We start from the raw sequence: 23946 nt of genomic DNA on the forward strand, positions 1-23946 counted from the left end.
AGAACGCGGCGGCGACGCTCTTTAACGTTTGTTCGGTCAAGAGGCGGTCAATGGCGGATCTTTTGTGGTACCAGTACGCACTCATCGGGCTGATCTTTGCCTGGAGTGGCTTCGTGCGTACGAGCCTGGGCTTTGGCGGCGCGGTGCTCGCACTCCCCTTTCTGCTGCTGGTGCATAACGACCCGCTGGTGTTCTTGCCGATCATCGCCATTCATCTTTTGATCTTCTCGAGCTGGATCGCCTGGCAGGGCAACCGCCAGATAAAGGCGGATACGACGACGGCGACCCAGAGCAACATCGATTGGCGCTATCTCAAAAAGGCGCTGAAGATCATGATCGTGCCGAAGCTGATCGGCGTGGTGGGGCTTTTGACGCTGCCCCCCATGATCATGACCAACATCATCTTCGCCATCGTGCTCGTCTACGCCGTGGGCTATGTGCTGAACAAGCCGTTCAAGAGCCAGCACCGCTATGTCGACGTCGTGCTATTGGGACTGGGCGGCTACGTTAGCGGCACCTCGCTCATCGGCGCGCCCTTGATCGTGGCCGTGTTCGCCGCTCACGTGGCGAAGGAGCAGCTGCGCGATACCATGTTCGTGCTCTGGTTCATCCTCGTGGTGATCAAGATGGTCTCGTTCATCGTCGCCGGCGTCGACCTGCAGCTCGTGCATCAGCTCTGGCTCTTGCCCTGCGCCTTTGCCGGCCACCTGCTCGGCGAGCGCGCCCACCGCTACCTGCAAAAGGCCGACACGGTGCTTTTCTTTCGCGTGCTCGGGGTAGTGCTGATTCTGGTGAGCGTCATGGGCCTTGCGTTTTCGGCGCTTGCCTAAAGCGCCCACCAGCTCGGCAAAAGCCCGCGCACGGCGCGCTGGTCGAAGCGGTCGTCCATCAGCACCACCACGCCTTCATCGTCGGGGCCTCGAATCACCCGGCCCGCGGCCTGGACCACCTTGATCATGCCGGGAATGCGGTAGGTGTAGGCCTCGCCTTCGCCGAAGCGCTCGTGCAGGCGCCCCTTGAGCGCCTCGTTGTAAGCGTTGAAGGGCGGCAGGCCGAGCGTGGCGATAAACGCGCCGATCAGCCGGTCGCCGGGCAGATCCACGCCTTCGCCGAAGGCTCCACCCAGCACCGCAAAGCCGATGCCCCGCCCGCCGGGGGTGAAGCGGGCCAGAAACGCCTCGCGCTCGCTTTCGGCCATGCCGCGGGTCTGGGCAAAGGCGGGTATCTCGGGCCAGTCGCGGGTAAAGCGCTCGAACACCGCGTCGAGATAGGCGAAGCTGCTGAAAAACGCCAGATAGTGGCCGGGCATCTCCCGGTACTGCTCGGCGATGGTGGCGACGATGGGCGCAACGGATCTCTCCCGGTCGCGGTAGCGCGTCGAGATGTGGCGCGCGAGCCTGACACTGAGCTGGTGCGCGGCGAAGGGCGAGTCGATTTCGCGCCAGACGCTGTCCGCTGGCAGCCCCAGCAGGTCGCGGTAGTAGCGCGGCGGCGTGAGCGTCGCGGAAAAGAGCACCAGGCTCTGGGCGCGCGCGATGCGTGGGGCGAGAAAGTCCGCCGGAATGACGTTGCGAATGCCGAGCACCGCGCGGCCTCGCTCATGACGGGTGACGTCGCAAAGCGAGTGCTGGCCAAAGGACTCCGCCAGTCGGCAAAACCCCAGCGCCTCGAACAGAAGCTCCTGAAGCGCCAGGCTCGCCGCCTCCGGGTGCTCGCCCAGATACTCGGTGATGGCGCTTGCCACCTTGTAGAGCGCGCCGACGAGCTTGGCGGGCAGCGCCTCCAGAATCCGGTAGCGCTCAGAGCCCGCCTCATCGCCATCGGACAGCGTCTTCCACTGGCGACCCAGCTGCTCCAGCGGCTTTTTCAGCGCCGTCGGGGCGCCCTTTTTCGCCTGGTTGAAGCGCTTTTGCGACACTTCGGCGCTGTACATGCCGCGGGCCCGCTCGATCAAATTGTGCGCTTCATCGACCAGTACGCCCACCCGCCAGTCGCCCGCCGCCGCCAGGCCGTGGAGCAGCGCGTGGGCGTCGAACCAGTGGTTCACATCGCCCACCACCACGTCGGCCCAGCGCGCCATCTCCTGGCCCAGATAATAAGGGCAGACATCGTGCGCCAGAGCGGTCTCTCTCAGCCCGGCGCGGTCGAGAAAGCCGCGCTCGACGCAGGCCGCGCGCGCGGCCGGTAAGCGGTCATAAAAGCCCGCCGCCAGCGGGCACGCCTCGCCGTAGCAGGCGCGCTCCGGAAACTCGCAGGCCTTGCTGCGCGCGACCAGCTCGACCACGCGAAGCGGCGTTTCGTTTGCGGCCTGCAGGGTCTGGAGGGCGTCAAGTGCCAGCCGCCGGCCGGGGGTTTTCATGGTCAGAAACGCCACCCGGTCCAGGCGCTTTCGCGGCATGGCGGTGAGCATGGGAAAGAGCGTGGCGAGCGTCTTGCCGATGCCGGTGGGCGCCTGGACGAGCAGGCAGCGCTCGGTGCTCACCGCCTTGAACACGTTTTCGGCAAGCGCACGCTGGCCCGGACGAAACGTCGCGTGGGGAAAGGCAAGCGCGCCCAGGCGCTCGTTTCTAACCTCGACGTGGGCGGCTTCCTGTCTCGCCCAGGCGAGAAAGCGTCGGCACTGATCACGAAAGAACGCCTGAAGATCTTCGGCGTCGAATTCATGGCTCAGCCGGGTTTCGCGCTGGCTACTGATCTCGAAATACACCAGCGCCAGCGTCACCCGGGAAAGCTCACGCTCGGCGCACAACAGCGCCCCGTACACCTTTACCTGGGCCCAGTGCAGCGCGCGCTGGTTGTCCGCCATGCGCGAAAGATCGCCGCGGTGGGTCTTGACCTCTTCCAGGCAGTGGGTATCCGGGTCATAGCCGTCTGCCCGGCCGGAGACGCGCAGGCCTTCGACGGTCGCGGCAAGGGGCAGCTCGGCGATGTAGCCCTCGCCACGGCGGCTGGCGACCAGCGTATGGCCAGCGATACCCTCCTGGGCGCTGGGCGCCGGCGTGAAGCGGTAGTCGAGATCGCCCCGGCGGGCGGTGAATTCACACAGCGCGCGCACCGCGACCCGGTACTCGCTCACGGGGTGGCCTGCCAGCGCACGTGGCACACCTCGACGGGGATGGCGTGGCGCTGGAAATGGGCGAGCCAGCGGCGCTGGTTATCCTGCAGCCGATCACCGGGCCCCTTTACCTCGATCATGCGATAGCGCGGGCCGTCGTCGGCCTCGGGGAAGAACTGGATCAAGTCGGGAAAGCCCGCCCGGTTGTGCTTGAGATCCTCCAGCAAGCGCTCGAACAGCGCGCGCAGATGCTTACCCGGAATACACGTCAGCGCCGTTTCCAGCAGCGTCTCGTCGAGCGCCGGCCAGTGGATGAACGCCGAGGCGGTGCCGTGCTTGTCGGCGAAAACGTCGCGAATGCCTTGAACGTGGCGGCCGTCGTCGAGGCGCGCCAGGCAAGCGTCTATCTCCTCGCGGCGCGCCTCGACGAAGTCCTCGCGGTAGAGATCCGCCGGGGCGCTGTGAAACGGGTGGAAGAAGGCGCCGGGCAGCGGTTTGAACAGCGCCGGCCACAGCAGCAGGCCAAAAAGCCCGGTGATCAGGCTGTTCTCGACATAGTATACCGGCGCATTGGGCCTGCTCAGGTGCTCGGCCACGGCGCGCTCGACGGGCCGGGGGCCCAAAAGCGTCAGCGTTTTCACGGCCACGGCGGCGCCTTGCCCGCGCTTGACCGGCGGGCCGCCCAGGCGCCGTTCCAGCCGCGGGATCAGGCGCTCCAGCGCCTGGCGCTCGCTTTCGCGCGGGCCGCCTTCGAGCGCGGCGCGGGCGAGCTCCAGCGCACGGCGGTCTTCACCGCGCCGCTCCAGCAGGCGAAGCTGTCGAATGCGGGCGTCGCTGCCGGTAGCCGCCTGATAAAGCGTGAGCGAAAGCGCCTCGTCGCCGCTGCGCTCGGCCTCGCGGCCCATGCTCACCAGCAGCCGGCTTCGCCGGGCGTCAAGCCAGCGGTTGCCGCTGGCCTTCGGCACCTCGTTGAAAAGTGCCGCTGGCGGCTCGCCGTCGCTCAGGCGCTCACGCAGGCGGTGCAGGTACAAATAGGTAGTGACCTCGTCGCGCCGGGCAAACGCCCGGGCGTCGGGCGAGAGCGCCACCGGCTCGAAGCGCTGCCGGCCAAGCTCGGTGAGCACGAACTCCGCCCAGTCCTGGCGCAGGTTGCCAAAGAACATCAGCCGCAGCCGGTCACAGGTCTCCATCACGCTCAGGCGTACCAGCGTATCAGGGGCGTCCGGCCACCACTCGCTCAAGGGCTTGACCGCCGAAAGCGTGGGCACAAGGTGCTCCAACAGCACTTTTTTGGCCGGCGAGGCGCCAAGCCCGGCGGCGCGGATATCAAACGCCAGGGCCTGCTTGAGCTCGGACAAAAGCAGATGGTGACCAAGCTCGGCGGCGGTGAGCATGGGGTCACGCTCGACCAGCCCGGCCTTAACCAGCGGCGCCAGCGCCTGGCCGGTATCGCCAATTTCAACGTAGACGAGCTTGCCGGTGCGAAAGTGTTCGCCCTTGCGCATTACCATGCGCGCCAGCAGCGCCTGGGAGGCGTGCGGAAGCGCTCTAAAGGCGCTCAGAAACGCGCGTTCGGGCTCGCCGAGCAGATCATGGTGGCGATCGTTTACCCACGCGAGCACGAAACGAAAGTTCGTCAGGTAGTAGAAAGGATCATCCAGGGAGGCCGTGGCGGGCACGGAGAGGGCACTGTTCATTCATCCATTGTAGCAGCGCGCCGGCGGTGTCGTTAAGCGCCTGCTTGGCCGACCTTGTGTATTAGCCGACCTTGTGTTGCAGCAGCGCCTCGATGGCCTCGGGGCTCTCTTCCTGAGCCGGTGCCGCGGGGGCCGGGGCAGCGGCGCGGGGCTTTTTGCCGCTGACCAGCACGTACCACTCGGTTTCGGTCAAATAGTGCTGGCACCAGCGGCTGAGGCTGTCGGCGACGACGTCGCTCGCGCCCTGTTCGCCGCGAAAGGTTTGGGCCAGGCACAGCAGGTCCTGGCGAGCGGTGCGGGCCCGGGCCGTGCCGCCGTGCACTTTGGAAAGCGGGCAGCGCCGGTCGAAGGCAGCGTTGACCAGGGCGTTGAGCCAGCGCTCCACCTCATGTGCCTGAATGCCGCCGTACACTGCCACGCGTTAACTCCTTGCCACCGAACGGGCTGAAAAGGGCGCTAGACTGCCCGAATTGACGCGCGCTGTCACCCGCCGCGCCGCGTTTCGAGACCTATCCCTCGAAACCCTGCAGTACGCTTACCACATTGGCCCCGATGTCGTCCACCGCGTAGCCCCCTTCCATCAATAAAACGCAGGGCAGCCCCGCCTCTGCCAAACGCTTGCCCAGCGCGGCAAAGTCGTCGCGCTTGAAGGTGAAGGTGCTGATGGGGTCGTTCTCGAAGATATCCACCCCGAGCGAGACGATCAAAAGCTCGCTCTCGGCGCGGGCGATCCTCTCCAAAGCGTCGTCGAGCGCCGCCATCCAGGTACTGACCTTCGTACCCGGCGCCATCGGGTAGTTAGCGGTGAAGCCTTCGCCCTCGCCTTCGCCGGTTTCATCCGCGTAGCCCGAGTAGTAGGGGAAAGTGACGTCCGGGTCGCCGTGCAGCGAGGCGAAGAAGACGTCCGAGCGGCGATAGAAGATCTGCTGAGTGCCGTTGCCGTGGTGGAAGTCGACGTCGAGCACCGCCACGCGCTTGTGGCCGTTATCCAGCGCGCGTTGAGCGGCGATGGCGGCGTTATTGAAAAAGCAGTAGCCGCCGAACTGATCCGTGGCGGCGTGGTGGCCCGGCGGGCGGCACAGCCCAAAGCTCGGTTTGCCGGTTTCAAGGGTGTACTCCAGCGCCGCCAGTGCCGTGTCCTTGCTGGCAAGCGCGGCCTCATACGTGCCTTCGCACAGCGAGGTTTCCGCGGCCAGGGCGTAGTAGCCAAGCTGGCCTTCCAGCGAGCGGGGAATGCGGTCGGCGCGCAGCGTGCGCGCCGGCCAGATGCTGGGGATCGCCTCGCCCGGGTGGCCTTCGGCCTGCCAGCGCGGCCAGAAGTGGGCGATGAAGTCGATATAGCCCGCGTCGTGCACCGCCTCCACCGGCGCCAGGCCGTACTTGCCGGGCGCGTGCACCTCGAGCCCGGCGCGCTCGAGCGCCTCGAGCACGATCTCCATGCGCCGGGGCGTTTCATAAGGCGCCACCAACGTGCTGCCGTGAAGCTCGGTGGCCGCCTGGCGGCGAAAGCTCTGATCGGAGAAAAACGTCTTCATGGCGGTGGCTCCTTGAAAGTCTCGGAAATCGAAAGTCACGGGGAATCGTCGGGCGCGCCGCAGGGCCAGCGGGCCGCCCAGCGGCGCTTCTCGGTGGGCGTTTGCTGCTTCAGGCGATACTCGGCGCGGCTCGCCTCGGCGCGGCTATCGAACGGCTGAGCGCCCAACAGCGCCTGGGGCGGGTTGGCGCGGGTGTAGCGCGCGCCCTTGCCTTGGCAGTGAGCGCGGTAGCGCCGCGCCAAGTCGTTGGTGATCCCGGCGTAGGTGCCGCGCCGACACTCGAGCAGGTAAAGATACCACGACGCCTTTACGTCTTCGCCATCAGCCACCGCAGCACGCCTTGAGCTTGCGCCCGCTCCCACACGGGCAGCGCTCGTTGCGCCCTAACTTGAGCTTCTCAAGGCGAGGGTCGCCGTCGACGTAGTACCAGCGCCCGGCCTCGAACACGAAACGCGAGACCTCCTCCAGCACGTGCCAGCCGCCTTCCCAAAAAAACGCCTTGAAGTGAACGGTGCCCTGCTCACCTTCCGGCGCGCTCGCGCGCTCGATGGATAGGCGCTTCCACTGCGTGGCCGGGTCCGGCGCCAGCGTTTGAGGCCGGGTGCTGGAGTGCCAGGTGGCGTTCAGGTAATCAACGAGATCGAGTGCAAAGGCGCTATAGCGCGAGCGCATCAGCGCCTCGGGCGTCGGGGCGGCCACGCCCTGGTGGTAGACGCCGCAGCATGTCTCGTACATATCGTCACTGCCACAGGGGCAACGTGTCATTAAGCATGAAGTCATATCGGTGGCCCCATTAACGCCGGTGCATCGGGCCTTTTTCCTGTATCGGTCGCGATCAATGGGGGTATAGTAGCAGAGTCACATGGCCAAAAAAGACGGAGTACGACACACGACCCAACTCTCTTTCCAGACGCAGCGGAGGTTCGCATGAAGGTATACAGACCGGAATGGCAGTGCACGTTCAGCGTAAACGAGGGCGCGGTAGACGCGGCCCGATGGAAAGAAAGGCTTGCATGGCGACTGCGGCGGTTCGCCGACCGCCTTCAGGGCGGCGGCCGTACGGTCAGAATCGACTGTCACGTAACGCCTGCCATTAGCCTCGCCGAGGTGGATACCTGCCTGATGAAAGGCTTCGAAGTCACCCAGGGTCTGATCACCCAGCTTGCCCACCAGCAGGCCTGCGAGGAGGTGATGCGCGACGCCAAGGCGGAGCTTTTTGAAGAGCACTCCTCGCCCTGACAGAAACGTTTGACGATACCAAAACACCCGCTCATGGCGGGTGTTTTCGTTAGTGTCGAGCTCACTATGCTACCCAACCAGCCGTGCCGGGCAGCCCGTAACGAGGGTCTTTCGCCAAGGTCGGAATACCGTTCCCTTCGTTTCCGACATTCCCGCCGTCCTTGGCGGTCAGATGGCGAAAGTAGCGTACAGGGAGGTATTCACAGCGCCCTCGTGTAGGGCTGCCCGGCACCGCCCCCTGTCTCTATCACCCCGCCAAAACCGCTTTCATCTACCCCTCGAACGGCGCTTCCAGCGCTCTACCCATTCGGGTCATGAATTCGACGCACGCGACAAGCTCGCTTTTCTCGATGTACTCGTCCGGCTGGTGGGCCTGGGCGATGCTGCCCGGCCCGAGGATGATCGTTTGCAGCCCCTGCCCCTGGAACTGCCCGGCTTCGGTGGCGTAGGCCACCGCGTGGTTGCAGCACTCATTAGGCAGGTGATCCCGGGCCAGGCGCAGCACGGCGGCGTTGTCGCGATCGGCCAGGCCCGGCACGGTGACGTTGAGCGCCTCGGTGTCGATGGTGACTCGCTTGCCACGCGCCGAAAGCTCGGCCTTGAGCGAATCGACATACTGGGTGAAGCGGTCAAACACCTCGCCGAACGTCTCGGTCGGCAAATGACGAATCTCCCACTCGAAGGTACATTCGCGCGCCATGATGTTGATCGCCGTACCGCCTTTGATCCGGCCTACGTGCAGGCTGGTGTGGGGCACGTTGAAGGCCTCGTCCACCCGGCCCTCCTCGACCAGGGCGGTCATGGTGTCCTCGATGAAACTCACCAGCCGCGCGGCCACGTGGATCGCCGAGGTGCCCTGGTTGACCTGGCTGCTGTGCGCCTCGACCCCGGTGACCGTGGTGCGCAGGTTGGTCGCGCCTTTTTGCGCCACCACCGGCTGCATCAGGGTCGGCTCGCCGACGATGACGTGAGCCGTGGTGGAGTAGTGTTCATAAAAGCGCTTGATCAGCTCCGGCGCGCCGACGCAGCCGATCTCTTCGTCATAGGAGAAGCCGAAGTAGATGGGCTGCTTGAGAGGCGCCTTCACCCACTCGGGCACCATGGCGAGCGCGCAGGCGATGAAGCCTTTCATGTCGCAGCTTCCCCGGCCGTAAAGCCGGCCGTCGCCGCCGTCGTGAAGCGTAAACGGGTCCGTCGACCAGGGCTGGCCCTCGACCGGCACCACGTCGGTGTGGCCCGACAGCATCACCCCACCCGGCGCGTCCGGGCCGATACGCGCAATCAGATTCGCCTTGGTGTTGCAGGGGCTCATGACCCGCTCCGAGGCGACGCCGTGCTTGGCCAGATAGCCTTCGACGAATTCGATCAGCGCCAGGTTGGAGCCGCGGGAGGTGGTATTGAAGGCGATGAGTTGGGAAAGAAGCGATTCTGCATTCGTCATGACGTATCTCGGGTTAAGCGCGTTGCCACCACCCTAGCACTGCCCACCGCGCTCGCCTACTGCCAAAGTGGCATGAGCCTTGAACCTTCGTCCGGTTATCGTTCATCAATTTGTCATATAGACTCACTACTGTTCAGTGCACCTCACAAGCTCAATAAACGTACTGCGCCGCCCGGCCATGCCCGGGCCCACAAGGAGTGATGTATGTCTCGTTTCACGTTACGCGCGTTATCCGTCGGTATCGCCGCGGCAAGCCTGAGCATGTCCGCCCAGGCCGCCACCGAGATCACCTGGTGGCACTCCATGGGCGGCGAGCTCGGCGAGCGCCTGAGCGCCCTGGCCGAGGACTTCAACGCCACTCAGGATGAGTACCAGGTCACGCCCTCCTATCGGGGTGAGTACGAAGCGACCATGGTCAACACCATCGCCGCCTTCCGTGCCGGCGAGCAGCCTCACATCGTACAGATTTACGAAGTCGGCACCGGCACCATGATGGCCGCCCAGGGCGCCATCTATCCCGTGTATGAGCTGATGGAAGCACACGGCAACGACTTCGACGCAGACAACTACCTGCCCGTGGTGACCGGCTACTACACCGACACCGACGGCAACATGCTCTCGATGCCGTTCAACTCCTCCACGCCGATTCTCTACTACAACAAGGACGCCTTCGAGGCCGCCGGGCTCGACCCGGAAACTCCGCCGACCACCTGGGCTGAAATGGGCGAGATGGGCCAACAGATCGTCGATGAAGGCGCAGCGTCCTGCGGCTTCACCATGGCCTACGCGGCCAACTGGATCGGCTTGGAGAACTTCTCGGCGCTGCACAACCAGCCGATCGGCACCCAAGAGAACGGCTTTGGCGGTCTGGACACCGAGTTCGTCTTCAACGGCGAGGTGCAGGCGCGCTTCTGGGATCAACTCAAGGAGTGGAGCGACAGCGGCGTTTACAGCTACGCCGGCCCCGCCAACGGCCCGGACGCTGCGCCCTCGTTCTACGCCGGCGACTGCGCGATGTACATGAACTCTTCGGCCTCGCGCGCCGACGTGCTCGCCAACTCCGACTTCGAGGTCGGTTTCGGCATGCTGCCTTACTATGATGACGTCGAGGGCGCGCCGCAGAACTCGATCATCGGCGGCGCGACGTTGTGGGTGCTTTCCGGTCATGAAGACGACGAGTACGCCGGCGTGGCCGAATTCCTCGAGTACCTGTCGCTTCCCGACGTACAGGCGGAGTGGCACCAGGGCACCGGCTATCTGCCGATCACCACCGCCGCGTATGAGCTGAGCCAGGAGCAGGGCTACTACGAGGAGAACCCGGGTGCGGATCTCGCCATCGAGCAGATCAACCTGAACGAGCCCACCGAGAACTCCAAGGGCCTGCGCTTTGGCAACTACCCGCAGGTACGCATGGTGCTCGACGAGGAGTTCCAGGCGGTGCTAGCGGGCGACAAGAGCGGGCAGGAAGCGCTGGATGACGCGGTCGAGCGCGGCAACCAGATCCTGCGCGATTTCGAGTCAGCCAATAACTAACGCTTGATCGTCTCACGAACCCCGGCCCTTGCGCCGGGGTTCGTCGTGAGAGCCCTCCCCTGCGCCTGCCTTCGCTTTCAAGGCGGGGTTCACGGGACGGCTTTTCCGGGCGCTCGTGATACAGGATTCATCATGCAGACCAAACGCTCCACCTATCAGAACCGGTGGCTTCCCTACTGCCTATTGGCGCCGCAGCTCATCATTACGCTGGTGTTCTTCATCTGGCCGGCGAGCCAAGCGGTGAAGTCGAGCTTCGAGCGCACCGACGCCTTCGGCTTCAAGACCACCTTCGTGGGCCTTTCGAACTACGCCCGTATTCTAAGCGATCCAAGCTACCTGAATGCGCTGGGGCGCACGGCGATCTTTGCCGTGTCGGTCACGGTGCTCTCCATGGGGTTGGCGCTGTTGCTGGCGGTGTGTGTCAACCGGGTGCTGAGAAGCGCGAAGTTCTACACCACGCTGCTGGTCTGGCCCTACGCGGTGGCACCGGTGGTGGCCGGGGTGTTGTGGTGGTTTCTGTTCAACCCGACCATCGGGCTTTTGCCCCACGTGCTCGACTGGTTCGACATCGACTGGAACCACCGGGTCTCGGGCAGCCAGGCAATGATACTGATCACCATTGCCGCGGCCTGGAAGCAGATCTCCTACAACTTCCTGTTCTTTCTGGCCGGACTTCAGTCGGTGCCCAAATCGCTGATCGAGGCCGCCGCCATCGACGGCGCCACGCCCTTCAAGCGCTTCTGGAGCATCGTCTTTCCGCTGCTGTCGCCGACCACCTTCTTCTTGCTGATCATCAACATCAACTACGTGATGTTCGACACCTTCGGGGTGATCGACGCCACCACCGGCGGCGGGCCGGGTCAGGCGACCATGACGCTGGTCTACAAGGTCTACACCGACGGCGTGGCGGGGCTCAACATCGGCTCCTCCTCGGCCCAGTCGGTGCTGTTGATGGGTATCGTGATCCTTCTGACGTTCGTGCAGTTCCGCTACGTGGAACGCCGAGTCAACTACTAGCGCAAAGGTCTTGACCATGGTCGAAAACAGACCCTTCTTGAATATTCTGACCCACGCGGTGCTGATTCTCGGCGTGCTGGTCGTGGCGTTTCCGGTGTACGTGGCGTTTATCGCCTCGACCCACGAACCCGGCGCCTTCGTGCGCGGGGTGCTGCCGCTCACGCCCGGCGACCACCTGTGGGATACCTACTCACAGATGCTCGGCTCGGGCTGGCAGGTCGCCGGCGCCCCACCGCTTTGGCTGATGCTCGGCAACTCGACGATCATGGCGCTCACCATCGCCATCGGCAAGATCGCGATCTCGATTCTCTCGGCGTTCGCCATCGTCTACTTTCGATTTCGCTTTCGCCTGCTGGCGTTCTGGATCATCTTCATCACGCTGATGCTGCCAGTCGAGGTGCGCATCATCCCCACCTACGCGGTGGTCGCGAACTTGGGCATGCTCAACTCCTACGCCGGGCTGACGCTGCCGCTGATCGCCTCGGCCACGGCGACGTTTCTGTTTCGCCAGTTCTTCATGACCGTGCCCGAGGAGCTGATGGAGGCGAGCCGCGTCGACGGCGCCGGGCCGATGAAGTTCTTCAAGGACATACTGCTGCCGGTCTCGATCACCAATATCGCCGCACTGTTCGTGATCATGTTCATCTACGGCTGGGTGCAGTACCTGTGGCCGCTGCTGGTCACCACCGACGAGGATTTCTATACCGTCGTGCTGGGGATCAAACGCCTGATGGCCTCGTCCGATCGGGTGCCGGCGTGGAATTTGATCATGGCCACCGTGATGCTGGCCATGGTGCCGCCGGTGATGGTGGTACTGTTGATGCAGAAACTGTTCGTGAAAGGCCTGACCGAGACGGAGAAATAGCATGGCCAGTGTGACCCTGGAAGGGATCAAGAAAACCTACGCCGGCGGCGTGCAGGCCGTCAAAGGCGTTGACCTTGCCATCGAGGACGGCGAGTTCGTGGTGCTGGTGGGCCCGTCAGGCTGCGGCAAATCCACGCTTTTACGCATGGTGGCGGGGCTCGAAACGATTTCCGAGGGCACCCTCAAGATCGGCGACCGGGTGGTCAACACATTGGAGCCGGCCGAGCGCGACATCGCCATGGTGTTTCAAAACTACGCGCTCTACCCGCACATGACGGTGTACAACAACCTCGCTTACGGGCTGAAAAACCGCGGTTTCAAGAAACCCGCGATCGAGGAGCGGGTGCGCAAGGCCGCGAAGATGCTCGAGATCGAAGAGTACCTTCAACGCAAGCCGCGCAACCTCTCCGGCGGCCAGCGCCAGCGCGTGGCCATGGGCCGGGCGCTGGTGCGCGAGCCGGCGGCGTTTCTGTTCGACGAGCCGCTGTCGAATCTGGATGCCAAGCTGCGCGTGCAAATGCGCGTGGAGATCCGAAAGCTGCAGCGCCGCTTGAAGACCACCAGCCTCTACGTCACCCACGACCAGCTCGAGGCGATGACCCTGGGCGACCGCCTGGTGGTGCTCAACGCCGGGCAGATCGAGCAGGTGGGCACGCCCATGGAGATCTTCAACCGCCCGGCGAGCATGTTCGTGGCCGGCTTCATCGGCTCACCGGCAATGAACATGCTGCCGGTCGAGTATCTGGCCACGCGAAGCGCCGACAACCTGCTCGACGACCTGCCCGCCGGCACCGATATCGTCGGCATCCGCCCGGACGACATGCGCTTGACCCCGCCCAACGCCCCACACCTGGTGGTCGATTCCACCCTGGAGCTTTTCGAGGCCGCCGGCGCCGAAAGCCATCTTTACGTGCGCCTGGCGGGCAGCGAGCAGCCTACGGTGATCCGCACCAGCTCAGGCTCCCCCCCGGTGAAGGAAGGCGAGACGCTGCGCTTTTATGTGGCCCGCAGCGCCCTGCACCCGTTCAATCAGGAAAGCGGCCAGCGCACCGACTGAGGTGCAAGCAAGCACTCACTCGCCCACGTCTCCCTCTGCCACATCGACAATGCGCCCTTCCACCCGGGGCGCGATCTCGCCCTGCTCCACCAGATAGTCGCGCAGCATTTCCCAGTCGGTATTGCCGACGATGTGGCTGCGGTCACTCTCATGGGCGCCTTCAAGCGCGGTGTGGCTGTCGCCGCCGGCGGCGGTGAAGTTGTTGGTAGCGACTACATAAGTGCGCGCCGGGTCGATAGCGGTGAGCGCGCCGTTCTCGGTCACCTTCAGGCTCACCACCCGCTCGCCGGCCGGTTTGGCGCTGTCATACACCACCTCGGTGCCCTGGGAGACGTGCAGGAACGCGCCGCTCTCCTCCGGGGCGCCGGCCAGGGCGATCTCGAAGGTTTTCAGAAGCTCGGCGCCGGTCAGGTCCATTAATGTCAAACGGTTACCGAAGGGCTGCACGGCGATCAACTCGCCCACGGTCACGGGGCCTGCGGGGATCGGCTCGCGCACGCCGCCGCCGTTTTGCAGCGCCAGCACGGTCTGCGGGTTCACCCGGCGCGCGGCGGCCAGCTGGCCATCCGCGATCAAATTGCTCAGCGCGGTTTCGTTGGCGCGCACGCTCTGTTCGTCGCCGCTGCCGTGACGCGGGTTGGGCAAGGCCTCGGCGAGTGTCACGCCCACTTCGGCATCGCGCAGCGCTTCGATTTGGGCCGTATACGGCGCGAGCATCGCGGCGGCATCGGTGTCCGGCTCGAAGTCTTCCGCCGCCAGCAGTTCGCCGCTGGCATCCGTCACTACGCCGTCGTCATCGAAGGTGACCTGCATGACCCCCAGGTACTTGCCGTATTCGTTCGCCTGGCCGATGACCGTGGGCGCTTTCGCCTCGCCCCGGTCGTTCTCGGCCACGGTCACGGGCGACTCGAGCCGGGTGTGGCTGTGCCCGCCGATGATCACGTCGATCCCCTCGACGTGCTGGGCAAGCAGCAGGTCGTTGCCCACCGCCGGGTCGCTATCGAAGCCCAGATGCGTCAGCGCGACGATCTTGTCGATGCCCTGGGCTTCAAACGCCGCGACCATCGCCTCGGCCGCCGCGCGGTAGTCACCAATGGTGACGTTGCCCGGGCTCGAAACGGTCTCGCTCGACGGGGTGCTCAGCCCGAACACGCCAATGCGCTCGCCGCCCTGCTCGAGGATCACGCCGTCATAAAGATGCCCCGGCTGCGGCGCAGCGCTGATCGAATCCCCCAGCCGCTCGCTGAACTCCGGTGCGCCGGAAAAGTCCAGATTGGCGCCCAGAATGGGAAACTCGGCGGCCTCGAACAGAGCCACCAGGGCCTGGTGGCCCTGTTCCGGGTCGTTCAGGTCGAACTCGTGATTGCCGGGCACAAACGCGCCATAGCCCATCGTATTCATGAACTCGACGGCGTCCAGCCCCTTGAACGCGTTGAAGTAGAGCGTGCCGGAGAAAATATCGCCCGCGTCGAGCAACAGCCCCTCGCCGTACTCGCTGCGCGCCTGTTCGAGGGCGCTGACAAGCGGCGGGTACTGGTCAGTGCGCCCGTGAAGGTCGTTGGTGTGATAGATCGTCAGCGTGAAGGGCGCGGCCAGTACGCCCGGGGAAAGTGCCAGCGCGGCGATGGCCCATCCGGTTCTCGATAACGGCATGGTGTTTCCTTTTAAAGCGGGAGTTGTGCGGCGCACTCGCGCCGGGCTTGTAAGCGACGCTTCACTATTACCAGCATTCGTGACAATTATTAATCCCCCGCCGCCTGGTTTAACTCGAAAATCGGCGTCAACGCTGGGTCAACCCGGCTACACACGACTGTCATCTTTGCCTGCCACGCTATTGCCTCTCGATACTTTCTTTTGCCGAGAGCTCTCATGAAAAAATCACTGCTTGCCGCTGCTGTTGCCGCTGCCCTTTCGTCCACCGTTTTCTCAGCCGCCGCCTTCGCCGCGAACGACTTGAACAACGTGTGCCCGAACCCGATTCGCATGGCGGATACCGGCATCGAGGGTATGGGCCCGCTGGCCGAGGCTTTCGGCCCTTTCGCCGAGGCGTTCGAAGCCGCGACCGGCCTTGAGCTTGCCATGTTCAGCCTGAGTAACCGCACCGCCGCCGGCACCGCGCTTGCCTACGACGACGTGGAGCTGGTGTTTGCCGGTCCTGCGGAGTTCGTGCTGTTCGACCGGGAGAGCGATATCGAAATTCTGTTTACCATCGAGCGCCCGCACTACGGCAGCAGCTTTTATGTTCCCGCGGACAGCGATATCGAAACGCTTGCCGACCTGGAAGGCCACCGCGTGGCGCTGAAGGACGTCGGCTCGACCAGCGGCCATATCTTCCCGAGCCAGATGCTGGTGGACGCCGGGCTCGATATCGACCGCGACCTGGACATCATCATGGCGGGGGATGCGCGCATCGCGGCCCTGGTCAACGGTGACGTCGACGCCATGGGCGGCGGCAACCGCGATATCGACGAAATCCAGGCCATGGATCCCACTGGTGAGTACCGCGTAATCGCCCAGAGCGATGCGCTGCCGGGTGATCCGGTCGTGATGCGCGGCTCGCTGGATCAGGCATGCAAGAGCGCGCTGCGCGATACCCTGAGCGACAACGCCGACGAACTCTGGCAGGCACTGATCGCCACCGAGCGCAACGAGGACAAATTCCTGAACCGCGACTCCTCGCTGAGCTTCGACCGTGACAACGCCGACTACGATATCGTCCGCCGCGCCTACGAAGCCGCCGGCATCGCGCTTTGAGCCAGCCGCCATGACCGCCATTTCGACCACCGGCCTCAACAAGCATTACGGCAAGCTCCACGTTCTGCGCGGGCTCGATTTGACCGTGGCCCGCGGCGAGTGCGTGATTCTGCTCGGCGCCAACGGCTGCGGCAAATCCACCCTGATGCGCTGCCTGAATGGCCTTACGCCTTTCGAGCAGGGCGAAATCATCATGCTGGGAGAGCCGCTATCGCGGCTTTCCGGGGGTGAGCTGCGCGCGCTTCGCCAGAAAGTGGGCGTGGTGTTCCAGCAGTTCAATTTGGTGCAGAACCTGAGCGTGTTTCAAAACGTGCTGTTCGGGGCGCTGGGCAGGGAGCGGCTGGGGCTTTTATCCACGCTGTCTTCGCTTGCAAGCGAGCCGCTGCGTGAGCGCGCCATGGTCTCGCTCGAACGCGTGGGGCTTGGCCACAAGGCCGAGGCGCGCTGCCGTGAGCTCTCCGGCGGCCAGCAGCAGCGCGTCGCCATTGCCCGCACGCTGATGCAGGACGCCGAGATCATCATCGCCGACGAGCCTATCGCAAGCCTGGACCCCCGGGCGGGCCGTGAAATACTCGATCTGTTGCTGGATGTCGTTATCGAGCGCGGCATGACGGTGCTTTGCACCCTGCACCAGCTCGAACTCGCCAAGCAGTACGGCGATCGCATCGTGGGCATGAAAGCGGGCCGGATAGTGCTGGATACGCCACGCACTACGGCGTCGTGTGATGAGATGCGCGCGCTCTACCAGGGCGACACCCGCGTCGACCAGACCGCCGCGCCGTCCTCACATGGCGCTTTCGCCGCTACCTGACCGAGACGATCATGTCACAGCAACCCTCTACCGCCGGCGCCTCGACGCCGCTACCGCCACGCTTCAAGCGGCCTTCGCTGTTTACCTGGGCGCTGGGCCTTGGCTTTCTGGCGCTTTTTCTTCAGGGACTTTCGAGCACCAATGTCACCCTGGAGCGGCTTCTACGCGGCGCGGTGAACCTGGGCCATTTCGTTGGCCGCGCCTTTCCACCGGACGTCAGCCGCTTCGACGTGCTCGCCTGGTCGATGTTCGAAACGCTCAATATCGCCATTGTCGGCGTGACCTTTGGGGTGATTCTGAGCGTGCCCTTTGCGCTTCTGGCCGCGCGCAACACCTCGCCCTTCCCCTGGGTGCGCAGTGTGGCACGACTTGTGATCGCCACCATGCGCACCATCCCGGATCTGATCTGGGCGCTGATTTTCGTCGTCGCCGTGGGCCTTGGCCCCATGGCCGGGGTGCTCGCCATCATCATGGACACCATCGGCTTTGCGGCGCGGTTTTTCTCCGAGCGCATCGAGGAGGTTCACCCCGGCCCTTCGGAGGCGCTAAGCGCCACCGGCGCCGGCAAGCTCTCGGTGATCGGCGGGGCGATTTTGCCGGAAACCCTGGCCTCGATGACCGCCACCAGCCTTTATAGCGTCGAAAAGGCGCTGCGCTCGGCGGTTACTCTGGGGTTGGTGGGCGCCGGCGGTATCGGCGTGGAGCTTGCCGCCTCGATGCGCCTTTTCAACTATGACCGGGCGCTGGCCATCATTCTGCTGATTCTGGTGGTGGTGATCGGCTTTGAACAGCTCTCCTCGCAGATTCGCAAGCGTGTCATCTGATCCAAACGGGCCGCTTTGACAAACCCGGCGCATCTCCTAGGCTAATTGCTCGCCTTCAGGCAATACCACTTTCGTTGAGCAGGGATGTGTCGACATGAAATATCGTCCGTTGGGAAATTCAGGCCTGTTGGTCTCGGAAATCGTGCTGGGTACCGTACCGTTTGGCGGCAGCGGCGGCTTCGAGAAGGCGGCGAGCGTCGATGTAAACGGCGCCAAACGCCAGATCGACATGGCCCTCGATGCCGGCGTGAACATGATCGATACCGCCGATCTCTACTCCATGGGCGAGTCCGAGGAGATCGTCGGCAAGGCCCTGGGCGACAAGCGCCAGGATGTCATCCTCGCTTCCAAGGCGCGAAGCCCGCTAGGGGATAACCCCAACCACAGCGGCTTTTCGCGCTATCACCTGATCCAGGCCTGCGAGGCGAGTTTGAAGCGTCTGGGCACCGACCATATCGATCTCTACCAGATCCACAACTGGGACGGCGTCACACCGGTCGAGGAGATGCTCTACGCGCTGGATCACCTGATTCAGAGCGGCAAGATCCGCTACCACGGCACCTCCAACTTCACCGGCTGGCAAATGATGAAGACGCTGGGCAAAGCCGAGCTTCATAACCTGGCGGGGCCCATTAGCCAACAGATCTACTACACGCCGGAGTCCCGCGAGGCGGAGTACGAGCTGATGCCGCTGGCCATCGATCAGAACGTCGGCACGCTGGTGTGGGGGCCACTGGGTGAAGGGCTCTTCAACGGCAAGGTGCGCCGCGGCCAGAAGGCGCCGGAAGGCACCCGCCAGGGCAACGGCTGGCCGGAGCCCTACGTGCACGACATGGCGCGCGCTTACGACATCATCGAGCTTCTGGCCGAGATCGGCGAAGCCCACGGCGCCTCGATTCCGCGCACCTGCCTGGCCTGGCTGAAAGACCGCCCCGGCGTGACATCCCTGATTGTCGGCGCACGCAGTGAAGAGCACTTAAAGGACGATCTCGCGGCCGCCGAGATGACGCTCACAGCGGAGGAGGTCGAGCGCATCGAGGCGGCCACGCGCCCGGCGCCGCAGTACCCCTACTGGCACCGCGTGGTGGCCGGTATGGACCGTATCGACAGGGCCGAACAGCCGTTCATCGACGGCTATAAAAAGACCATCGACCAGCGCGACGACGAGCGCTGATGCAAAAAGGCCGGTACGACTGCCCGTACCGGCCAAAAGGATCGATCAACAGTGCCCGCCTACCGGCGCCCTACCTCATTGAAATGGCGCCCGAATTACCGGCACGTTAGAAGTAGTAGCGAGCGCCCAGAGCGTAGTAGAGGTCTTCGTCGTCGATCTCATCGACCGAGTCGCGGTCACCGTCGTAAAGCTCCAGGAACACATCGAAATTGTCGGTCAGGTTATGCAGCGTGCCCAGTGCCCAGGCATTGCGCGTCCCGTCGACGTCGTCGGCATCGATATGGTAGACATCGCCGTAAAAGGCGGTCGCGTTAAAGGCGTAGGTCGCGCCAAGTCCGTAGCGGTCGAACCCACCGCCGTAGACGTCGCTGTCATCGCGGGTTTCAAAGCCTGCGCGCAGCTGGAAATCTTCGGAAACCTCGAAGGCTGCGGTGCCGCCCACGCGGGTCTGGTTGTTGCCGCCACCGCGAATATCGTCGTCCACCACGCCGAGAGCCAGCCGTACCGGACCGGTCGTATAGACCACGCCGCCCTGGGAAGAGACGCCGCTGCCGCGCTCGGTCTGTTCAGCTTCAGTCAGGCCGCGCTCGGAGAAATGCTTGACCGCCAATACGACCTGGAAACCGTTGAGGTTCGGTGACTCGTAACCGATCGAGTCGCCGCGGGCCTGCAGGCCGCCACCGGCAAACTCGTAGCCTTCGGCGACGTACACGTCGAACGGCGTCATGACGTAGTTATCGTAGAAACTGTCGAAGTTGCCTGCGGTGAAGGTACCGAAGGTGTCGCTTTCGATACCGATGTAGCTCTTGCGCACTTCCTTGAAGCCGGGGCGGCTGCGCTCGTCACCGTTGAAGCGCCACTCCAGGCGGCCAAAGGCGGTCAAGTCGCGCGTGACCTGCTGGCTCAGTTTGAAGCCCAGGCGTGAGCTGAAATCACGAAACTCCGCGCCGTTGTCCACACCGTCGCCCACACCACCGCCTTCGAACCCCATGGCGATGCGGCCGTACAGGTTGACCTTCGTGCCGTCTTCGTCATAAACCGTGGCGGCCTGAGCGGTGGCGCCCGCGAACAAACCACCCAGCGTCAGCGCCAGTAGCGTTTTCTTAAACATGAACGTTCCCATTGCAGTGAGCAGCCGTCGTGCTGCCTGATCTTTTAAAAATAAGCGCGTGGCCGGCGCAGTGAATCCGCCACTCGATCAACGGCCTGTCCCTTGGCGATGGAAACCCTAACGGAGTTGTATGACATAAATCTTAACGTTTCATGGATGAGAGAATAAAAATCAACATTTACTAATGTTTTTATTTTTTAATACGAATTAAATATTTAGCGTGTAAGCACGGTATGTGAACACGTTTGCGGCAAGGCCGTGTTCAATACATGACCTTAAGCGGGCCGGCTTCCTTGAAGCACTCCAGCGCCACCTGGGTTTCAACGTTCAGTACCCCCGGAATCGGACTCACTACCGACGACAGAAAGTGGGAAAGCTCGGCAAGATCCGCCACCTTCACCTTGAGGATGAAATCGTGGCTTCCGGTGGTGGAGTGGCAATCGATCACTTCGTCGCGGGCCAGCAATGAGGCGATCGTTTCACGCGGTGAGCCCAGCCGTGACTTGTCCATCGATATCGTGATGAACGCCGTCACCATGAGCCCCAGCGCCTCCGGCGCCAGCCGCAAGGCGTGGCCCTGAATGACCCCGTTCGCTTCGAGCCGGGCAATGCGTCGCGAGCACTGGCTGGGGGAGAGGTTCACGCGCTCGGCCAGCTCCGTAAGCGTCTGTCGGGGCGAACGCTGCAGGGTATGCAGCAAACGGCGATCAAAGGCGTCAGGCGCATACATATTGCATATTTCCTTGGAAAATTTCGTTTACTTTTCATTAACTGCCAATAATACGCAAAACAAAGCAAATCGGCAGCGCGCCGCTCGTCTTACACTAGGGGCAACTCTTCGACACGACAGGATATGCCGATGCGCCCCACGCTCACCGACGCCCAAACGCTGGACGACCAGGACACGCTTGCCGATTTCAAGGCCCACTTCGCTCTGCCCGAGGGCATGCTCTATCTCGATGGCAACTCGCTGGGCGCGCAGCCAAACGCCGCCCGCGAGGCCCTCGATGTGACGCGGGACCAGTGGCGCGACTCGCTGATCGGTGGCTGGAACCAGGGCTGGTTCGATGCCCCCGAGCGCCTTGGCAACCTGCTGGCACCGCTGATCGGCGCCGGCGAGGGTGAGGTTCTGGTCAGCGATACCATTACCCTCAACCTGTTCAAGCTGCTGGGCTACATCACCGAGTCCCAGGGGCGCGCCAGGCCGATCATCCTTAGTGAAGGCGGCAACTTCCCCGCCGATGGCTACATCGCCGAGGGTTTTTGCCACAGCGCCGGCTTCGAGCATCGCGTACTGCCCGAAGGTGCAGCGCTTGAGGAGCATCTGAGCGATCAGGTCGCGGTGGTGGTGCTGAGTCAGGTCAACTACCGTACCGGCCAGCTGCGCGACATGGCGGAGGTCACCCGCCGCGTTCACGCAAAGGGCGCCGAAGTGATCTGGGATCTGGCCCACTCGGCAGGCGCGTTGGCGGTCGACCTTGCCGGCAGCGGCGCCCGTTACGCTGTTGGCTGCACCTACAAGTACCTCAACGGCGGCCCGGGCGCGCCCGGCTTTGTTTACGTGCGCAGCGATTGCCAGCAGGCCGGATGGCAGCCGCTGTCGGGCTGGCACGGCCACGCCAAACCTTTCGCTTTTGACGCCGACTACGCGCCCGCCTCGGGGATGACGCGTTTTCGTACCGGCACCCACTCGGCGCTGGCCTACGCCCCGCTCGAAGCCTCGCTGACGCTATGGCAACACGTTGACATGGCGGCGCTACGTGTCAAAAGCCTGGCGCTGACCGATCTGTTTCGCGCCTGCCTTGCCGATCTTTTCGAGGCCCACGGCATCGAGGACATCACGCCCGCCCCGGCCCAGCGCGGAAGCCAGGTGGGCCTGGTGCAGCGTGAGCACGGCTACGCCATCGTGCAGGCATTGATCAAACGCGGCGTGATCGGCGACTACCGCGAGCCCGGGTTGATGCGTTTTGGTTTCACCCCGCTCTATCTCAGCCACGCCGATGTCTGGCACGCCGCCGATCAGTTCCGCGAGGTCGTCGAGAGCGGCGAGTATCGCGACCCGCGCTTTCAGACCCGCACGGAGGTGACCTGATGCAGGACGGGCCGGGTCTCGAAGAGCAGAATCTCGATGGACAGAACCCTGGTGAACAGAGTCTAGAGGCGCGCGAGCATGCCCACTCGCCCAGCCAGTGGGCGCGCGATGCCGATGCGAGCCTGGCACAGCAGGCCGAACAGGGCCGAACGCTTCGCGAGCGGTACCCGCCCCTGCGCCTGGCCTATGGCGACGCGGACCACGCCTGGCTGCACCTGCATCGCCCGGCGGGCGACGGCCCCTGGCCGCTGATGATCTTTTTTCACGGCGGCTACTGGCAGGCGCTCGACGCTACCGCCACCGACTTCATGGCAGAGCGCTGGCTGGCGCGCGGCTGGGCCTTTGCCTCGTTGAACTACCCGCTGGCCCCGGACGCCTCGCTGGAGACGCAGATTGGGGAGAGCATCCGCGGAGTGCGCTATCTGCTCGATAAGCGCGAGACGCTGGGGTTGAGCGACCGGGTGCGCCTTGGTGGCCACAGCGCCGGCGCCCACCTGGCGCTGATGAGCGGCCTTGCGCCGGCGTGCCGCCAGGCGATCGAAGCCTTGTGGCTGATCAGCGGCGTCTACGACCTGCGTCCGCTGCTCGGCACCTCGATCGCTCGGCCGCTCGACCTTGATGAGGATCGTGCGACCCGGCTGAGCCCCTTGTGCCTGCCACTGACCGGGCTACCGACGCTGGAGCTGATTCACGGCGAGCAGGACCCGCCGGTGTTTCAGCAGCAGGGCGAGGCGCTGGCGGCGAAGGCCCGCCGCGAGGGCGTGCCGGCGACGATTACCCTGCTAGCCGAACGTGACCATTTCGACATTCTCGAGTACGCCGATACGGCACTCGAGCACGACACGGGAGATATTCCCCATGCATAACGATTCGCCGACCCCGTCTGAGCGCGGCGCCGTCAATCTGGACAACGAGCAGCAGGTGCACTGGGACCAGCCCATGAGCTACGGCGAGTACCTGGATCTGGCGCCGCTGCTCACCTGTCAGAACCCGATCAGCGATCAGCACGACGAGATGCTGTTCGTGATCATTCACCAGGTCTCGGAGCTGTGGCTGAAGCAGTGCCTGCACGAGGCCCACGCGGCGGCCCGGGCGATCGAGACCGATGCGCTGCGCCCGGCGTTCAAGATGCTCACCCGGGTGGCACGCATCCAGGCGCAGATGATCAACGCCTGGGAAGTGCTCGCCACCATGACGCCTTCCGACTATCTCGCCTTTCGCGACAGCCTGGGCCAGAGTTCGGGGTTTCAGTCGTATCAGTACCGCGAGCTCGAGTTTCTGCTCGGCAACAAGCACCCCCGCCTGGCCGAAGCGCACCGCCGCCACCCGGCCCACTACCAGCGGCTGCAAGAGGTACTTGCCGCCCCCAGCCTCTACGATGTCTGTCTGCAGCTACTGGCGCGGCGAGGCTTCGAGCTGCCGGCGTCGTCGCTTGAGCGCGACTGGTCGACACCCTACGTCGCCTCACCCGAGGTCGAGGCCGCCTGGTCGACCATCTACCGCCACTCGGAGCGCCACTGGGATCTCTACGAGCTTGCCGAGAAGCTGATCGATACCGAGTACAACTTCCACAAATGGCGCTTTAGCCACATGAAAACGGTGGAGCGCATCATCGGCCAGCGCAGCGGCACCGGCGGCACCTCGGGCGTGGGCTATCTCAAGAAAGCGCTGGAGCTGCAGTTCTTTCCGGAGCTCTGGTCGGTGAGAGCCGACCTCTAACCGCCTTCGGCGCCGCCCCAAT

General features: G+C 64.1%; 23 protein-coding genes. 13 read left to right on the plus strand and 10 right to left on the minus strand.

What is annotated here, in order from left to right; all coding sequences use genetic code 11:
* Positions 1–50: 50 nt before the first annotated feature.
* Entirely contained in the window at positions 51–830 is a 780-nt protein-coding gene (locus RN346_RS15630) for a sulfite exporter TauE/SafE family protein (protein ID WP_311961663.1), read from the plus strand.
* Here RN346_RS15630 and RN346_RS15635 read toward each other — a convergent pair.
* The 6 genes from RN346_RS15635 to RN346_RS15660 form a co-directional block, all read right to left on the minus strand.
* Complete coding sequence (locus RN346_RS15635; RefSeq protein WP_311961664.1) at positions 827–3076, minus strand: ATP-dependent DNA helicase; 2250 nt, start codon at positions 3074–3076, stop codon at positions 827–829. The two genes, RN346_RS15630 and RN346_RS15635, sit on opposite strands and share 4 nt — an antisense overlap.
* On the minus strand, positions 3073–4752 hold the full coding sequence (locus RN346_RS15640; RefSeq protein ID WP_311961665.1) for a VRR-NUC domain-containing protein: 1680 nt from the start codon (positions 4750–4752) through the stop codon (positions 3073–3075). The genes RN346_RS15635 and RN346_RS15640 overlap by 4 nt, the downstream gene beginning before the upstream one ends.
* Before the next feature lie 61 nt (positions 4753–4813).
* Entirely contained in the window at positions 4814–5170 is a 357-nt protein-coding gene (locus tag RN346_RS15645) for a hypothetical protein (protein WP_311961666.1), read from the minus strand.
* A gap of 91 nt (positions 5171–5261) precedes the next feature.
* A complete protein-coding gene (locus RN346_RS15650) occupies positions 5262–6287 on the minus strand; it encodes a histone deacetylase family protein (protein WP_311961667.1) in 1026 nt (341 codons plus the stop codon).
* Between the two features lie 35 nt (positions 6288–6322).
* Positions 6323–6616 carry a GIY-YIG nuclease family protein gene (locus tag RN346_RS15655; RefSeq protein WP_263585889.1) on the minus strand — a complete coding sequence of 98 codons (294 nt, stop codon included), beginning with the start codon at positions 6614–6616 and terminating at the stop codon, positions 6323–6325.
* Entirely contained in the window at positions 6609–7067 is a 459-nt protein-coding gene (locus RN346_RS15660; protein WP_409335774.1) for a YchJ family protein, read from the minus strand. Before RN346_RS15660 ends, RN346_RS15655 begins: the two co-directional genes overlap by 8 nt.
* Positions 7068–7214: 147 nt before the next feature.
* On the opposite strand from RN346_RS15660, the gene RN346_RS15665 reads away from it, so the two are divergent.
* The gene (locus RN346_RS15665; RefSeq protein WP_252105936.1) at positions 7215–7526 is read left to right on the plus strand and encodes a hypothetical protein; all 312 of its coding nucleotides are present in this window, start codon (positions 7215–7217) and stop codon (positions 7524–7526) included.
* Between the two features lie 271 nt (positions 7527–7797).
* On the opposite strand, the gene argE is transcribed toward RN346_RS15665, so the two are convergent.
* Positions 7798–8967, minus strand: coding sequence for an acetylornithine deacetylase (argE, locus tag RN346_RS15670; protein ID WP_311961669.1), 1170 nt, complete (start codon positions 8965–8967; stop codon positions 7798–7800).
* A gap of 204 nt (positions 8968–9171) precedes the next feature.
* On the opposite strand from argE, the gene ugpB reads away from it, so the two are divergent.
* The 4 genes from ugpB to RN346_RS15690 all read left to right on the plus strand — a co-directional run bounded on the left by ugpB (position 9172) and on the right by RN346_RS15690 (position 13439).
* Positions 9172–10500, plus strand: coding sequence for a sn-glycerol-3-phosphate ABC transporter substrate-binding protein UgpB (ugpB, locus tag RN346_RS15675; RefSeq protein ID WP_311961670.1), 1329 nt, complete (start codon positions 9172–9174; stop codon positions 10498–10500).
* A 132-nt stretch (positions 10501–10632) separates the two neighbouring features.
* Positions 10633–11517, plus strand: coding sequence for a sn-glycerol-3-phosphate ABC transporter permease UgpA (gene ugpA, locus RN346_RS15680; protein ID WP_263585885.1), 885 nt, complete (start codon positions 10633–10635; stop codon positions 11515–11517).
* A 16-nt stretch (positions 11518–11533) separates the two neighbouring features.
* The gene (gene ugpE / locus RN346_RS15685) at positions 11534–12382 is read left to right on the plus strand and encodes a sn-glycerol-3-phosphate ABC transporter permease UgpE (protein ID WP_263585884.1); all 849 of its coding nucleotides are present in this window, start codon (positions 11534–11536) and stop codon (positions 12380–12382) included.
* Between the two features lies 1 nt (position 12383).
* Positions 12384–13439, plus strand: coding sequence for a sn-glycerol-3-phosphate import ATP-binding protein UgpC (locus RN346_RS15690; RefSeq protein ID WP_263585883.1), 1056 nt, complete (start codon positions 12384–12386; stop codon positions 13437–13439).
* Positions 13440–13454: 15 nt separating this feature from the next.
* Here RN346_RS15690 and RN346_RS15695 read toward each other — a convergent pair whose 3' ends face one another.
* Positions 13455–15092 carry a 5'-nucleotidase C-terminal domain-containing protein gene (locus tag RN346_RS15695; protein ID WP_311961671.1) on the minus strand — a complete coding sequence of 546 codons (1638 nt, stop codon included), beginning with the start codon at positions 15090–15092 and terminating at the stop codon, positions 13455–13457.
* 216 nt (positions 15093–15308) lie between these two features.
* On the opposite strand from RN346_RS15695, the gene phnD reads away from it, so the two are divergent.
* The 4 genes from phnD (at position 15309) to RN346_RS15715 (ending at position 19002) form a co-directional block, all read left to right on the plus strand.
* Entirely contained in the window at positions 15309–16193 is an 885-nt protein-coding gene (phnD, locus tag RN346_RS15700) for a phosphate/phosphite/phosphonate ABC transporter substrate-binding protein (RefSeq protein ID WP_311958892.1), read from the plus strand.
* Positions 16194–16203: 10 nt separating this feature from the next.
* Positions 16204–17004, plus strand: coding sequence for an ATP-binding cassette domain-containing protein (locus tag RN346_RS15705; RefSeq protein WP_311961672.1), 801 nt, complete (start codon positions 16204–16206; stop codon positions 17002–17004).
* 11 nt (positions 17005–17015) lie between these two features.
* Positions 17016–17828: a phosphonate ABC transporter, permease protein PhnE gene (phnE, locus tag RN346_RS15710; protein WP_311958894.1), complete on the plus strand. Its 813-nt coding sequence runs from the start codon at positions 17016–17018 to the stop codon at positions 17826–17828.
* Between the two features lie 94 nt (positions 17829–17922).
* On the plus strand, positions 17923–19002 hold the full coding sequence (locus RN346_RS15715; RefSeq protein WP_311961673.1) for an aldo/keto reductase: 1080 nt from the start codon (positions 17923–17925) through the stop codon (positions 19000–19002).
* Positions 19003–19108: 106 nt separating this feature from the next.
* Here RN346_RS15715 and RN346_RS15720 read toward each other — a convergent pair whose 3' ends face one another.
* Positions 19109–20113 (minus strand): porin, encoded by a 1005-nt coding sequence (locus tag RN346_RS15720; protein ID WP_311961674.1) that lies wholly within the window; start codon positions 20111–20113, stop codon positions 19109–19111.
* 262 nt (positions 20114–20375) lie between these two features.
* Positions 20376–20843, minus strand: coding sequence for an Lrp/AsnC family transcriptional regulator (locus tag RN346_RS15725; RefSeq protein WP_311961675.1), 468 nt, complete (start codon positions 20841–20843; stop codon positions 20376–20378).
* Between the two features lie 129 nt (positions 20844–20972).
* On the opposite strand from RN346_RS15725, the gene kynU reads away from it, so the two are divergent.
* From kynU to kynA, 3 genes are read left to right on the plus strand one after another with little or no spacing between them, the layout of a single operon-like run.
* Positions 20973–22205 (plus strand): kynureninase, encoded by a 1233-nt coding sequence (kynU, locus tag RN346_RS15730; protein ID WP_311961676.1) that lies wholly within the window; start codon positions 20973–20975, stop codon positions 22203–22205.
* Entirely contained in the window at positions 22205–23071 is an 867-nt protein-coding gene (locus RN346_RS15735) for an alpha/beta hydrolase (RefSeq protein WP_311961677.1), read from the plus strand. The genes kynU and RN346_RS15735 overlap by 1 nt, the downstream gene beginning before the upstream one ends.
* Positions 23064–23924 carry a tryptophan 2,3-dioxygenase gene (kynA, locus tag RN346_RS15740; RefSeq protein ID WP_311961678.1) on the plus strand — a complete coding sequence of 287 codons (861 nt, stop codon included), beginning with the start codon at positions 23064–23066 and terminating at the stop codon, positions 23922–23924. The genes RN346_RS15735 and kynA overlap by 8 nt, the downstream gene beginning before the upstream one ends.
* Positions 23925–23946: the final 22 nt, after the last annotated feature.

The sequence above is a fragment of the Halomonas sp. PAMB 3232 genome (genome assembly GCF_031954225.1).
GTDB lineage: Bacteria > Pseudomonadota > Gammaproteobacteria > Pseudomonadales > Halomonadaceae > Vreelandella.